The organism is Labrenzia sp. C1B70 (assembly GCF_000475395.1).
GTDB classification, from domain to species: domain Bacteria; phylum Pseudomonadota; class Alphaproteobacteria; order Rhizobiales; family Stappiaceae; genus Roseibium; species Roseibium algicola.
The window spans coordinates 220,791-233,466 of sequence record NZ_AXCE01000045.1; the positions used below are offsets into that span (position 1 = coordinate 220,791).

A 12,676-nucleotide genomic window follows, 5' to 3' on the forward strand; every position below is an offset into this window, starting at 1 on the left:
ATCCACCTTCACTCCTTTCCTTTTGCCGGTATCTGACTGCCGATAGGCACGCGACGCGTTCATGCTGCAATATTTCCTGAAACGCCTTCTGTCCCTGGGGCTCAGCCTCGTGGCCGCGTCGGTGATAATCTTCCTGGCGCTGGAAGTGGTGCCGGGGGACCCGGCGTCCTACATGCTTGGCCTCAATGCCCAGGAAGACACGCTTGCAGCCCTGCGCGAAGAACTGGGCCTTGGCGGCAGCATCCTAGAGCGCTATGCAGCCTGGGCGGGTGGCCTTCTGGTCGGCGATTTCGGCACGTCCTACACATATCGCACGCCCGTTGCAGGCATGATCGCCGACAGGCTTTGGGTGTCTCTGCCGCTGGCGGTCTATGCTCTGGTGCTGAGCACCTTGATCGCCTTTCCGGCCGGCATCTGGGCTGCCTCGCGCCGGGGCTCCCACGCCGATGGCGCTGTCATGGGCGTGACACAGCTCGGCATCGCCATCCCCAATTTCTGGTTCGCGATGCTGATGGTGCTGGTTTTTGCCATCAATCTGCGCTGGTTTTCCGCCGGCGGGTTTCCCGGGTGGGACGCAGGCTTCTTTGCCGCCATGAAGGCGCTGACGCTGCCGGCCATCGCCCTGGCCCTGCCGCAGGCGAGCATCCTGACACGGGTCATGCGCTCCAGCCTGCTGGACACGCTGGGAGAGGACTTCATCCGCACTGCCCGTGCCAAGGGTCTCAGCAAGGGGCAGGCACTCTGGCGTCATGCGGTGCGCAACGCCCTTATTCCGGTGCTGACGATCCTCGGGCTGCAATTCTCCTTCCTGCTGGCGGGCGCAATCATCATTGAAAATGTCTTCTTCCTGCCGGGCCTCGGCAGGCTGGTCTTTCAGTCGATCAGCGCGCGCGACCTGATCGTGGTCGAAAGCGTCGTGATGCTGCTGGTCTTTGCGGTCATCGTCGTCAACTTCACTGTCGATATGGCCTATGCCTGGGTCGATCCGAGACTGCGGAGGCGACGTTGATGAGCGTCCTGTTCCACAGCCGCACACTGCTGCCAGGCGCCATTCTGACGCTTCTGTTCACGGCCGCCGCGCTTATCAGCCTCGTCTGGGTACCGTATGACACGACAGTGCTGGATATCGCCAACCGAATGAAGCCGCCAAGCTGGCTGCACCCCTTCGGTACCGATCAGTTTGGACGGGACATTCTCAGCATGATCATGGTCGGTGCACGAACGTCCATTGCCGTTGCCCTGGTGGCTGTCGGCATCGGCATGGCTGTTGGTGTGCCGCTCGGTCTTGCGGCAGCTGCCAGGAAAGGCGGCCTGATGGACGAGATCATCATGCGCGCCAATGACCTTGTGTTTGCGTTTCCAAGCCTTCTGATCGCGGTCATGATCACTGCCGTCTTCGGGGCGTCGGCGCTCAACGCCATCATCGCCATCGGCATCTTCAATATCCCGGTCTTCGCCCGCCTGACGCGGGGCGCCGCGCTGTCGCTCTGGAACCGGGAATACATTCTGGCGGCGCGGGTCGCGGGCAAAGGCTCGGCGCGTATTTCGCTGGAACACATCCTGCCCAACGTTGCCAATCTCCTGATCGTTCAGGGCACGATCCAGTTCTCTCTGGGCATTCTCGCCGAAGCGGGGCTCAGCTATGTCGGCCTCGGAGCACAGCCGCCGACTGCCAGTTGGGGGCGGATGCTGGCAGACAGCCAGACGATGATATCGCTCGCGCCTCATCTGGCGTTGTTTCCGGGCCTTGCCATCCTTCTGACGGTGCTTGGACTGAACCTGCTTGGCGATGGCCTGCGGGACAGTCTCGATCCGAAACTCAGGAGGGCCCGGACATGAGCCTTCTGACCATAAGGAACCTGTCGCTTTCCATTCACGGTCTTCAGATCCTCCGGAATGTCTCAATGGAAGTGGCGCCGGGCCGTATTCTCGGGGTGATCGGCGAGAGTGGATCAGGCAAGTCGATCACGGCCTTTTCCGTGCTGCAGCTGTTGCCGGGCGGCGCTTCCTGCACCGGTTCGATCAATCTGTCGGGCAAGGATATCCTGTCGCTTGGCGAAGCCGAAATGTGTGGCCTGCGCGGGCGGGACGTCGGCATGGTCTTCCAGGAGCCGATGACCGCGCTCAATCCGCTGAAGACCATCGGCGACCAGGTTGCCGAGACAATCCTGATCCACGAGCGCGTTTCGAAAGCCGAAGCAATGGTTCGCGCAGCGGATGCCCTGCAACGCGCGGAACTACCGCAGGAACGGTTTCCGTTAAGCCGGTATCCGCACGAACTCTCCGGCGGTCAGCGCCAGAGAGTGGTCATCGCCATGGCCATTGCGCTCAAGCCCAAGCTTCTGATTGCCGACGAACCGACCACTGCACTGGATGTCACGACCCAGGCACAGATCCTGGAACTTCTGAAGCGTCTCGTCGCCGAGGACAGCATGGGGCTGATGCTGATCAGCCACGACCTCGCGGTTGTGGCCGACCTTGCCGACGATCTGGTGATCATGCGTCAGGGCGAGGTGGTCGAAAGCGGTCCGGCCAAGACGCTCTTCGGCAATCTGCAGCATCCCTATTCGCGCGCGTTGCTGGAAGCCTCCGCCCATGTGCCCGAACGCGGCAACGAAACGCTGGAGCAGCCCCTGCTGCAGGTGCGTGATGTCGTGCGCGATTATACCGGACATACACACGGATGGTGGGGCAAGACCACGCAGTTTCGTGCTGTTGATGGCGTCAGCTTCGAGATCCGCAAGGGCGAGAGCCTCGGTCTTGTCGGTGAATCGGGTTGCGGCAAGTCCACACTGACGCGGGCTATCCTGGGTCTGGAAGAAGTGCAGGGCGGCGAAATTCTGTTCGACGGTCTGCCTGTCTTCACCCATCACCACGCCAACCAGATCGTGCGCCGACGCATGCAGGTGGTCTTTCAGGACCCCTATGGAAGCTTTAATCCGCGCTGGCGGGTGGACAGGCTGATCACGGAGCCTTTCCATCTGCTCTCTGACCCGCCCAAAGGGGCCGAGCGAGACGCGGCAATTGCCGAAGCTCTTGAAAGCGTCGGTCTGAGCGCGTCGGATGCCCACAAATACATTCACGAGTTTTCCGGTGGCCAGCGTCAGCGCATCGCAATCGCACGTGCGCTCATCATCAAGCCGGACCTGATCATTCTCGACGAAGCAGTTTCAGCACTCGATGTGTCCGTTCGCGCCCAGGTGCTCGATCTACTGGCAGACCTGGCCGACAGGTTTGGCCTGACCTACCTCTTCATCAGCCACGATCTCAGCGTGGTCCGTTCGATAACGGATCGGGTGCTGGTGATGAAAGCCGGCAAGATTGTCGAGCAAGGCCCGACGGACACGGTCTTCGACCGGCCGAACCATCCATATACCCAACAACTTGTTGCTGCCGCACCGGTCCTTCCGGCCGGCATCCTTTAGGGGAGGAACCCATGACCCTGGAACTGGACCTTTGGTTCGATCCGGCCAAATGCCTGATCGGCGGAAAATGGGTGGATCCGGCAGGAGGCGGAGAACTGCCGCTCAACGATCCTTCGACCGGGGCACGCATAGGTGCGATTGCCCGCGGTGGAGCGACTGATATCGATGCAGCGGTCGATGCGGCCGAAGCCGCCATGGCAGGCGAATGGGGGCGGACCAACGCCGCCGAGCGCGGCCGGTTCCTGTTTCGCCTGCGCGAGCTGGTGCTGGAAAAGGTCGACCATCTGGCGCGGATCGAATCCATCGACGTCGGCAAGCCGTTGAAACAGGCACGCGCAGACGCTGTCGCTCTTGCCCGCTATCTGGAGTTTTATGGTGGGGCTGCAGACAAGCTCCATGGCGAGACAATTCCCTATCTCGATGGGTACACGGTCTACACATTGCGCGAACCGCACGGCGTTACCGGGCATATCGTGCCTTGGAACTACCCGATGCAGATCATCGGCCGGTCAGTTGGCGCGGCGTTGGCAACAGGCAATGCCTGTGTGCTGAAACCGGCGGAAGACGCCTGCCTGACGGCGCTCGCCTTTGCCGATCTCGCCCGCCAGGCCGGTTTGCCTGACGGTGCGCTGAACGTGGTTCCGGGTCTCGGGTCGGAAGCCGGTGCGGCCTTGACCGCACATCCGCGTGTCCACCACATCTCTTTCACCGGTTCGGTTGCAACCGGTGTTCAGGTGCAGACGGCGGCAGCCCGGAATGTCGTGCCGGTAACGCTGGAGCTCGGCGGCAAGTCGCCTCAGCTTGTGTTCGAGGATGCCGATCTGGATGCTGCCCTGCCATTCCTGGTGAACGCAGGCATCCAGAACGCCGGGCAGACCTGCTCCGCTTCCTCACGCATTCTGGTGCACAGGTCCGTTCTCGATCAGGTGACCGAGCGCATGGCGGCTCGCTATGGGTCGCTGACGGTCGGGCCTGCACTGAACGATCTCGACGTCGGACCGCTGATCTCGGCCAAGCAGAAAGACATCGTCTCCGGTTTTCTGGATCGGGGAGCGGACCTGCAAAAGGTGGCGGAAGGTGTGTTGCAGGACGCACCGGAAGGCGGGAACTACGTCTGCCCGACCCTTTTTGCCGGCGTTTCGCCCGGCCACGTGCTGGCACGGGACGAGATTTTCGGCCCGGTGCAGGTGATCATTCCCTTTGACGACGAGGAAGAAGCAATCTCGATTGCCAATGGCACGGACTACGGCCTTGTCGCGAGCCTGTGGACCCGCGACGGTGCCCGCCAGATGCGGCTCGCCAAAAAGATCCGGACCGGTCAGGTTTTCATCAACAACTACGGTGCCGGTGGCGGTGTCGAGTTGCCGTTCGGCGGTATGGGCAAGTCCGGTCACGGCCGGGAAAAGGGGTTCGAGGCGCTTTACGGTTTCACCACGCTGAAGACCGTTGCGGCGTTTCACGGGTGAACGCCCGGACGCTCAATTCGATGCGCGTACCAAGAACAATTGAATGTAGCTCCCCGATCCCGGCTCGCGCTTCGCTCGGCCGGGATGACGCTGGAGAGCAAGGAACCAAGATCGGGAGGTTTGCATGAGACTTGAAGGAAAGAAGGCGATTGTCACGGGTGGGGCCTCGGGCTTTGGTGCCGGCATCGTGCGCAAGTTCGCAGCAGAAGGCGCAAAGGTCATGGTCGCCGACCTGAACCTGGACCTTGCAGAGGAAATTGCCGCGGAAGTTGGCGGACTGGCCATCAAGACGGATGTCTCCAGCAATGACAGCGTCAGCCACTTGGCCGATGTTGCCTCCTCGCTGCTCGGCGGAGTCGATATCCTGGTCAACAATGCCGGTATCACGCATCTGCCCAAACTGATGCAGGACGTCACGGAAGAAGAGTTCGACCGGGTCCTCGCGGTCAATTGCAAGTCGGTCTATCTGACCGCGAAGCACTTCGTCCCGGCCATGACGGAAGCCGGCAAGGGGGCGATCCTGAATGTGGCGTCCACCGCAGGCCTCAGCCCGCGTCCCAGGCTCAACTGGTATAACGCCTCAAAAGGGTGGATGATCACCGCGACAAAGACGATGGCGGTCGAACTTGCCCCCTCGGGCGTGCGTGTCAACGCAATTTGCCCGGTGGCCGGCGAAACGCCGCTTCTGAAAAGCTTCATGGGTGAAGACACGCCGGAAATGCGTGCCAAGTTCCTCTCCACCATTCCCATCGGCCGTTTTTCGACACCGGAAGACATGGGCAACGCAGCCTGTTTCCTGTGCTCGGATGAGGCGGGCATGATTACCGGAGTTGCGATGGAAGTTGACGGCGGACGCTGCATCTGAGGATTGATCAGCCTCGGCCGGATCATGTATCGACAGGTCCGAACAGATTTGTGCGACATCCAGACGGCCGAAGGAAGACGAGATCATGAAGCGATACACCGGTGGCTGCCTGTGCGGGAATGTCCGGTTCGTGGCAGAAGGCGAACCGTATCGGGTCGGCCTTTGCCATTGTCTTGACTGCCGCAAGCACCACGGGGCGCTGTTCCACGCCTCTGCTGTCTTTCCGCAGGATGCCGTAAGCCACGAAGGAGAAACGGGCGCGTATCGGGGGCGGTCTTTCTGTCCTCGGTGTGGGTCGTCCGTTTTTTCGCAAACGGGTGATGAAACCGAGGTGCATCTGGGAGCACTGGACGCACCCGACCAAATGACCCCGACCTACGAACTCTGGACCATTCGCCGCGAAGCCTGGCTGCCGGAATTTCCGATTTCCAGACACTACGAGCGCGATCGGGAAAACGAGGGCCGCGAGGAGTAGAGGCTGTCAAACCAGGGCCGCGGGTGCCAAGTGGATGGCGAGTAGGCCCTGCATTGCGCATCACGCCTTCGCGTTCCGGTCGCTGACGCCTCGAAACCTGTAAGACTGCGCGCTCTGTTATCCGGTTTGTGCATCTGCAACAGGTTGTGCCATTGCAGTCAGGCAGGAAGTCAGGGGGCTGGATTCGGCCCCCTTTTTGCTGCGCCATAACGTTCCCGAGTAAATTTTTTCACGTTTAAATTCAGGTGAAAGATCCTGAAATCACTCGCTATTTCTACGCATGAAATGAATGCATTCAAAAAAATGAAACGTTTCATATTGACGTTGTAATTCGGCCGTGCTTTCAATTGTGCAGCCTGATAGCGCCCTTGGAATGGCGTGAGAGGTGCAGCCTTTTTGGGAGGAAAATCATGAAGTTATTGAAAATCGCTGCCGCGGCAGCGACCGGCCTCGCTTTGCTTGGTGGAACCGCTCTTGCCGACGACAAGCCGGTGGTGGGCCTGATCATGAAATCACTGGCCAACGAGTTCTTTCAGAACATGATGGTTGGTGCCGAGGAGCACCAGAAGCGCCGTGGCGACTATGAGCTCAAGGCCGTCGGCATGCAGAACGAGACCGACTTTGAATCCCAGATCAATGCGGTCGAAAACTTCATCACGCAGGGTGTTGACGCCATCGTTGTCGCTCCGGCTGACAGCCGCGCCATGGTCCGTCCGCTGAAAAAGGCGATGGAAGCCGGTATCGTCGTGGTCAACTTCGATGTGGCGCTTGACGAGGAAGCCAAGAAGCAACAGGGCGTAGAACTCGCGTTCGTCGGCCCGGACAACCGGGGCGGTGCCAAGCTTGCCGGTGATGCACTGGGCAAGAAGCTGGGTGAGGGCGCAAAGGTTGTCATCATCGAGGGCAACCCGGGTGCGGACAATGCCACGCAGCGCCGCCTGGGCTTTGAAGACTCTGTTGCCGAGTACAAGCTGGACCTGCTCGACAGCCGGACAGCGCATTGGGAAACCGAAGAAGCCAACCAGGTCTTCGCCACAATGCTGACAGCGCATCCCGACGTTCAGGGCGTGATGGCGGCCAACGACTCCATGGCGATTGGCGTTGTAAAGGCACTGGAAAGCGCCGGCCGCACCGACATTGAAGTCATCGGTTTTGACAACATTCCTGCAGTCGGCCCGATGATCGAAGACGGCCGGATGCTGGCTACCGTCGACCAGTTCGGCACCGACATGGCGGCCAATGCCATCGACATGGCGCTCGACGTCGTTTCGACCGGTGAGCAGCTTCAGGGCTGGGTCAAGACGCCGATCGAATTGGTGACTGCGAAGTAAGCAGTCTCAAGAACGCTCCCGCCCGGTCAGCTTCAGGGCGGGAGCTGTTTATCCATCAAAAAACGACTGGACGCACCATGGCAGCAGCATCGCTTGCCGCAGCGCCCGCCGCTGCACCGGACCGTGCTTTCCTGACGGTCGAGGGTCTGAAAAAGCATTTCGGTGGCGTCAAGGCACTGGACGGGGTCAGTTTCTCCCTGGATGAAGGCGAGGTTCATGCGCTCGTCGGAGAAAACGGCGCCGGCAAATCCACCCTTATCAAGATCCTTTCAGGCGTGTTTCCCTACGACGCGGGTCAGATCGCCCTGGCAGGCGAACCTTACCGCCCAATGAGCCCGCATGACGCCAAGGATCATGGCGTTCAGGTGGTTCATCAGGAATTCAACCTGCTTGAACATCTCACCATCGCCGAAAATATCTCCATAGAACATCTGCCGAAGAACAGCCTCGGTCTGTTGGACCGCAAGGAAATGAACCGGCGCGCGCGCAACGCACTGGATGCTATCGGACTGACGGATGTGGACGTCACCGCTCCAGTCCGCTCTCTCGGGATTGCCCATCGCCAGCTGGTCGAAATTGCCCGGGCGTTGCAGTCGAAAAGCCGGATCCTGATCCTGGACGAGCCGACCGCAACCCTGACGGAACGCGAGACCAGACGCCTGTTTGACATCGTTGCCGGTATCAAGGCGGACGGGGTCACCGTGGTATTCGTTTCGCACCACCTCGATGAGGTGTTTGCCATCTGTGACCGTGTCACCGTGTTTCGAAACGGCAAGACCATTGCGACCGATCTGATCAGCGAGACCACTCCGGAAGGTGTTGTGCAGCGGATGGTGGGGCGCAAGCTTGCCGCCGAACAGGACGAACAGCCCGATGGCCATGCGCTTGGCGCAAGCGCATTGAGGCTGGAAGACCTTCTGACCGTTGCAAATCCCGGGACAAACGGGGTTTCGCTTGATTTGCGTTACGGCGAGATTGTCGGGATATCCGGACTTGTCGGGGCAGGGCGTACCGAAATCCTGCGCGGCATCTTCGGGATCGATCCGCTCACGTCCGGCAAGATCTACCGTGATGGCGTGGAAGTGCGCTTCAAGGGGCCGCGTGACGCCATTGCTGCGGGCATCGGTTTCGTCACCGAAGATCGCAAGGACGAAGGCCTCATTCTGGACATGCCCATTGCTGCCAACATATCGCTGGCCAACATGGGCTCGGTCTCGCGCAAGGGGCTTTTGAAGCTGGCCGAGGAAACGCGCCAGGCTGTCGCAAGCGCCGCCCGGCTGACCCTCAAGTACGGACGGGCCTCGGATCCTGCCTCTAGCCTTTCCGGCGGCAATCAGCAGAAGGTTGTTCTGGCAAAATGGCTGGCGCGCAATCCGAAGGTGTTGCTGCTCGACGAGCCGACACGCGGTGTGGACGTCGGCGCCAAGGCCGAAATCTACGCCATTCTGAAAGACCTGGCCCGAGAAGGGGTTGCCTTGCTTGTCGTCTCTTCGGAAATGCCGGAGCTGATGACACTGGCCGATCGCATTCTGGTGCTTGCCGAACATGAGATCCAGGGCGAAGTGAAACGCCCGGATTTCTCTGAAGAAAACATTCTGAAACTGGCCTACGGGCAAACGCCGAGCGCCGGGGAAAACGACAAATGACAACCGAAACCTTGAGTGAAACGGCCGCCGCCGCACCGAAGTTCTCCATCCGGACGGTGTTGCACAACGCAGGCATCGGCCTGGCCCTGCTGGCGCTGATCGTCTTTTTCTCGCTCTTCACCGAGCACTTTCTGACGCCCAACAACATCACCAACATCCTGACCCAGATCACCATCAACCTTGTGCTGGCCGTCGGCATGACTTTCGTGATCCTGATCGGCGGCATCGATCTGTCTGTCGGCTCGGTGATGGCCTTTGCAGCCGTTGTTGCCGGCAAGGCGATCACCTTGCCCGGCTTTGGCCCGGCTGAGGCGATTGCGCTAGCCGTGGTCGCAGCCACCCTGACCGGCGTCTTCTGCGGCTTTCTCAACGGCGCCATCAGTGCCTACTGGTCGCTGCCGTCTTTCATCATCACGCTCGGCATGCTGAACATTGCCCGCGGTGCTGCGCTGCAGGTTTCCGAGGCACAGACAATCTATTCCTTCCCCTTCGCGTTCGAGGAATTCGGGTCCGCCATGGTTTACGGTGTGCCGGTAGTGTTCCTGGTGGCGCTTCTACTGGTGTTCATTGCCTGGTTCGTGCTGAACTTCACGGTCTTCGGCCGTCTGATCTACGGTATCGGCAACAACGAGGAAGCCGTCCGGCTGGCCGGTCATTCGGTGGCTCGCTACAAGATCGCGGCCTTCACCATCTGCGGTCTGACCGCCGGGATTGCCGCGGTCGTCTATATGGCGCGCCTCAACATCTCCAGCCCGATTGCCGGCATCGGCTTTGAACTCAATGCCATTGCTGCCGTCATCATCGGCGGCACCAGTCTCAGCGGCGGGCGCGGATCGGTCATCGGGACGCTGCTGGGGGCCTTCATCATCGGTGTCCTCGCCAACGGTCTCATCCTGATCGGCCTCAGCGATTTCATGCGCCAGATGATCACCGGTGTCGTCATCATCGTTGCCGTCATCCTCGACTACTACCGTGCAAAGTACGCATCCACATGAAACGCACAGCCCTTTTGAACCGCCACCTGAGTTCGCTTGTTGCTTCTCTCGGGCACCTGGACGAAATCGTTGTTGCCGATGCCGGTCTGCCTGTCCCGGCCGGTGTGAAGGTGATCGACCTTGCCGTCACTGCAGGGGTGCCGAGCTTTCGCGAACTGCTGACCGCACTGAAGTCCGAACTCGTCATTGAAGGTGCCGTCTGGGCAGAGGAGGCATCTGTGGAACTGACCTCGTTGATGCAGCATGAAGTGGCTTCCTGGGCGGAGGAGACGGGTAAGGCGATTACCGTTTCAAGGCTTACGCACGAGGCTTTCAAGCACCGGACGCAAACGGCCAGGGCCGTGATCCGCACCGGCGAGGTGACCCCCTACGCCAACATCATTCTCATCAGCGGAGTTGCGTTTTGACGTCCGTTACCGTTGTCGGCAGCATCAATATCGACCTCACCAGCTATCTCGACCGCTGGCCGAAAATTGGCGAGACGATTTCCGTTCGCGAAACCGTCACCTCGCTGGGCGGGAAGGGGGCCAACCAAGCTGTCGCCGCCGCCCGTCTGGGAGCCAGTGTCAACTTCATCGGTGCCGTCGGCAAAGATGGCTTTGGCGCGGAAGCCGCCGCAGCCCTCCGGCCAGAAGGGGTTGCGATCCTTCTGGAGGAAATGACCAACACCGCAACCGGTCTTGCCTTCATTGATGTCGGCCCTGACGGGCAGAACATTATCCGCCTCTCCACCGGTGCAAATGGCAGGCTGTCACCGGAAAATGTCTCGAGATATGCAGATATCCTCCGCAAGAGCCGCGTCCTGCTTCTGCAGAACGAGATCGGTCTGGAAACATCGCTGGCCGCCGCGCAGATTGCCCGTGAGGCGGGTGCGCTGGTCATCATGGATCCGGCACCCGCGCCGAACCCTGCCTGGCCCGCTGAAGTTCTGTCCAGCTTCGATATCCTGACACCAAATGCGGGTGAGGCAGGCGGCCTGTTGGGAACAGAACCGCAAACACTGGCCGAAGCCCGCGAGGCGGCAGGTGCGTTGCGCAGCTTGGGCTTGCGCGGGGCCGTCGTCACCATGGGGGCAGACGGAGTTGCATGGTCAATCGACGGCAGTACCGGCGCCTTGCCTGCGCCCAGGGTTCGCAGCATCGATACGGTTGCCGCCGGTGACTGTTTCAACGGTGCTTTTGCGGCAAGAATAGCCTCGGGCAAGTCGATTGAGGATGCAATTTCGTTCGCCATGCAGGCGGCGGCCCTGGCAACAACCCGCAAGGGAGCGGCAACATCGTTGCCACGTCTGGACGAGATGGAGGCTTTCCCCGCCCAACGCATTGCCTGAATGCATTCATTTGCTTGATCAGATCACCGAGGAATGGTTCAAGGGGGGCAACGCCTGGGGCGCGGGGAGAAACGTAAAACATGCCAACAATCAAAGACGTCGCACGCAAAGCCGGTGTGTCCGTTGGTACTGTCTCCCGCGTTCTGTCCAAAAACGAGTCGGTCAAGCAGCCCCTGAAGGAGCGTGTGCTCGCGGCCATGAAGGAGCTGGACTACAAGCCCAACCTGGCTGCCAGGGCTTTGCGCACCAACAGCATCGACGTGATCGGCCTCGTGGTGCCGGATATCACCAACCCTTTCTTTTCCCAGCTCGCCAAGAATATCGAAATGGAAGCCGCCAAGCGGGGCCACTCCGTGATGCTCGCAAATTCCCATGACGATGCGGAAGCCGAACAGACCCAGATCGCGGCATTGCTGGACAGGGCCGTGTGCGGGGTCATCGTGGTGGCAACCTCCGACGGTGGCCAGACACACAAGGCCGACGTGCCGATCGTTTCGCTCGACCGCCGTTTCGGTCCCTATCCGCTGGTCGCCACTGACCATTTCGACGGCTCGGCGAAGATCGCCGATCATCTCGTCGGCCTCGGCCATCGCCGCATCGCCTATATCGCCGGCCCGCAATCCATGGAAGTGGCCCGCCAGCGGCGGGAGGGCTTTGTTGCCCGGATCAAGGCCCTGTCAACGCCGGAAGATCCGATCACGCTTACTGTCCACGAAGGTCATTTTGATTACGACAGCGGTGAAGACATCGGCCGGTCAATCCTGAAAGACGCTTCCCGGGAGACGCGCCCGACAGCCATTGCCGCCGCAAGTGACCAGCAGGCCATCGGTGTCTTGCGCTGCGCCCGCGATCTGAAGATCGCCATTCCGGCGGATCTTTCCGTCACCGGCTTCGATGATATTGCACTGGCAGCTCTCGTGGTCCCGCGTCTCACCACCTTGCGTCAGCCCATTGAACAGCTGGCCGGGTCAGCGGTTGCAAGGATCTTTGCCGGGGAGGCTGCGGCCGACGAAGCGATTGCCGGGGAGATCGTGGTGCGGGAATCGACTGGCAATATCCCGAATTCCTGAGACGCATTGAACGGTTCCGGACCTGTATCCAACCTGACATAAAAGACGATTTGCAGATCGATACCGTCATTTA

12 protein-coding genes are annotated in these 12,676 nt (G+C 60.5%); all 12 read left to right on the forward strand.

Annotated features, from left to right (window positions below; translation table 11 throughout):
- Positions 1-61 precede the first annotated feature (61 nt).
- The 12 genes from Q666_RS59015 (at position 62) to Q666_RS59065 (ending at position 12,603) form a co-directional block, all read left to right on the forward strand.
- On the forward strand, positions 62-1,009 hold the full coding sequence (locus Q666_RS59015) for an ABC transporter permease (RefSeq protein WP_022997674.1): 948 nt from the start codon (positions 62-64) through the stop codon (positions 1,007-1,009).
- Positions 1,009-1,839 carry an ABC transporter permease gene (locus Q666_RS59020; protein WP_022997673.1) on the forward strand — a complete coding sequence of 277 codons (831 nt, stop codon included), beginning with the start codon at positions 1,009-1,011 and terminating at the stop codon, positions 1,837-1,839. Before Q666_RS59015 ends, Q666_RS59020 begins: the two co-directional genes overlap by 1 nt.
- Complete coding sequence (locus Q666_RS59025; protein ID WP_022997672.1) at positions 1,836-3,425, forward strand: dipeptide ABC transporter ATP-binding protein; 1,590 nt, start codon at positions 1,836-1,838, stop codon at positions 3,423-3,425. Before Q666_RS59020 ends, Q666_RS59025 begins: the two co-directional genes overlap by 4 nt.
- An 11-nt stretch (positions 3,426-3,436) precedes the next feature.
- Positions 3,437-4,891, forward strand: coding sequence for an aldehyde dehydrogenase family protein (locus Q666_RS59030; RefSeq protein ID WP_022997671.1), 1,455 nt, complete (start codon positions 3,437-3,439; stop codon positions 4,889-4,891).
- Between the two features lie 124 nt (positions 4,892-5,015).
- Positions 5,016-5,756 carry an SDR family oxidoreductase gene (locus tag Q666_RS59035; RefSeq protein WP_022997670.1) on the forward strand — a complete coding sequence of 247 codons (741 nt, stop codon included), beginning with the start codon at positions 5,016-5,018 and terminating at the stop codon, positions 5,754-5,756.
- 85 nt (positions 5,757-5,841) lie between these two features.
- Complete coding sequence (locus tag Q666_RS0134090; protein WP_031268047.1) at positions 5,842-6,231, forward strand: GFA family protein; 390 nt, start codon at positions 5,842-5,844, stop codon at positions 6,229-6,231.
- 410 nt (positions 6,232-6,641) lie between these two features.
- A complete protein-coding gene (locus Q666_RS59040) occupies positions 6,642-7,562 on the forward strand; it encodes a sugar ABC transporter substrate-binding protein (protein WP_022997667.1) in 921 nt (306 codons plus the stop codon).
- Between the two features lie 77 nt (positions 7,563-7,639).
- Positions 7,640-9,208, forward strand: a complete 1,569-nt coding sequence (locus tag Q666_RS59045; protein ID WP_022997666.1) for a sugar ABC transporter ATP-binding protein — start codon at positions 7,640-7,642, stop codon at positions 9,206-9,208.
- Positions 9,205-10,203, forward strand: a complete 999-nt coding sequence (locus tag Q666_RS59050) for an ABC transporter permease (protein ID WP_022997665.1) — start codon at positions 9,205-9,207, stop codon at positions 10,201-10,203. The genes Q666_RS59045 and Q666_RS59050 overlap by 4 nt, the downstream gene beginning before the upstream one ends.
- Complete coding sequence (gene rbsD / locus Q666_RS59055) at positions 10,200-10,610, forward strand: D-ribose pyranase (RefSeq protein ID WP_022997664.1); 411 nt, start codon at positions 10,200-10,202, stop codon at positions 10,608-10,610. Before Q666_RS59050 ends, rbsD begins: the two co-directional genes overlap by 4 nt.
- Positions 10,607-11,533: a ribokinase gene (gene rbsK / locus Q666_RS59060; protein ID WP_022997663.1), complete on the forward strand. Its 927-nt coding sequence runs from the start codon at positions 10,607-10,609 to the stop codon at positions 11,531-11,533. Before rbsD ends, rbsK begins: the two co-directional genes overlap by 4 nt.
- Positions 11,534-11,613: 80 nt before the next feature.
- Entirely contained in the window at positions 11,614-12,603 is a 990-nt protein-coding gene (locus tag Q666_RS59065; RefSeq protein WP_022997662.1) for a LacI family DNA-binding transcriptional regulator, read from the forward strand.
- The last annotated feature ends 73 nt before the right edge of the window (positions 12,604-12,676 follow it).

Coding starts and splice junctions, on each gene's coding strand:
- Q666_RS59030 (WP_022997671.1), top strand. CDS start 3,437: ATGACCCTGGAACTGGACCTTTGGTTCGATCCGGCCAAATGCCTGATC.
- rbsD (WP_022997664.1), top strand. CDS start 10,200: ATGAAACGCACAGCCCTTTTGAACCGCCACCTGAGTTCGCTTGTTGCT.
- Q666_RS59040 (WP_022997667.1), top strand. CDS start 6,642: ATGAAGTTATTGAAAATCGCTGCCGCGGCAGCGACCGGCCTCGCTTTG.
- Q666_RS59050 (WP_022997665.1), top strand. CDS start 9,205: ATGACAACCGAAACCTTGAGTGAAACGGCCGCCGCCGCACCGAAGTTC.
- Q666_RS59035 (WP_022997670.1), top strand. CDS start 5,016: ATGAGACTTGAAGGAAAGAAGGCGATTGTCACGGGTGGGGCCTCGGGC.
- Q666_RS59025 (WP_022997672.1), top strand. CDS start 1,836: ATGAGCCTTCTGACCATAAGGAACCTGTCGCTTTCCATTCACGGTCTT.
- Q666_RS59020 (WP_022997673.1), top strand. CDS start 1,009: ATGAGCGTCCTGTTCCACAGCCGCACACTGCTGCCAGGCGCCATTCTG.
- Q666_RS0134090 (WP_031268047.1), top strand. CDS start 5,842: ATGAAGCGATACACCGGTGGCTGCCTGTGCGGGAATGTCCGGTTCGTG.
- Q666_RS59045 (WP_022997666.1), top strand. CDS start 7,640: ATGGCAGCAGCATCGCTTGCCGCAGCGCCCGCCGCTGCACCGGACCGT.
- Q666_RS59065 (WP_022997662.1), top strand. CDS start 11,614: ATGCCAACAATCAAAGACGTCGCACGCAAAGCCGGTGTGTCCGTTGGT.
- Q666_RS59015 (WP_022997674.1), top strand. CDS start 62: ATGCTGCAATATTTCCTGAAACGCCTTCTGTCCCTGGGGCTCAGCCTC.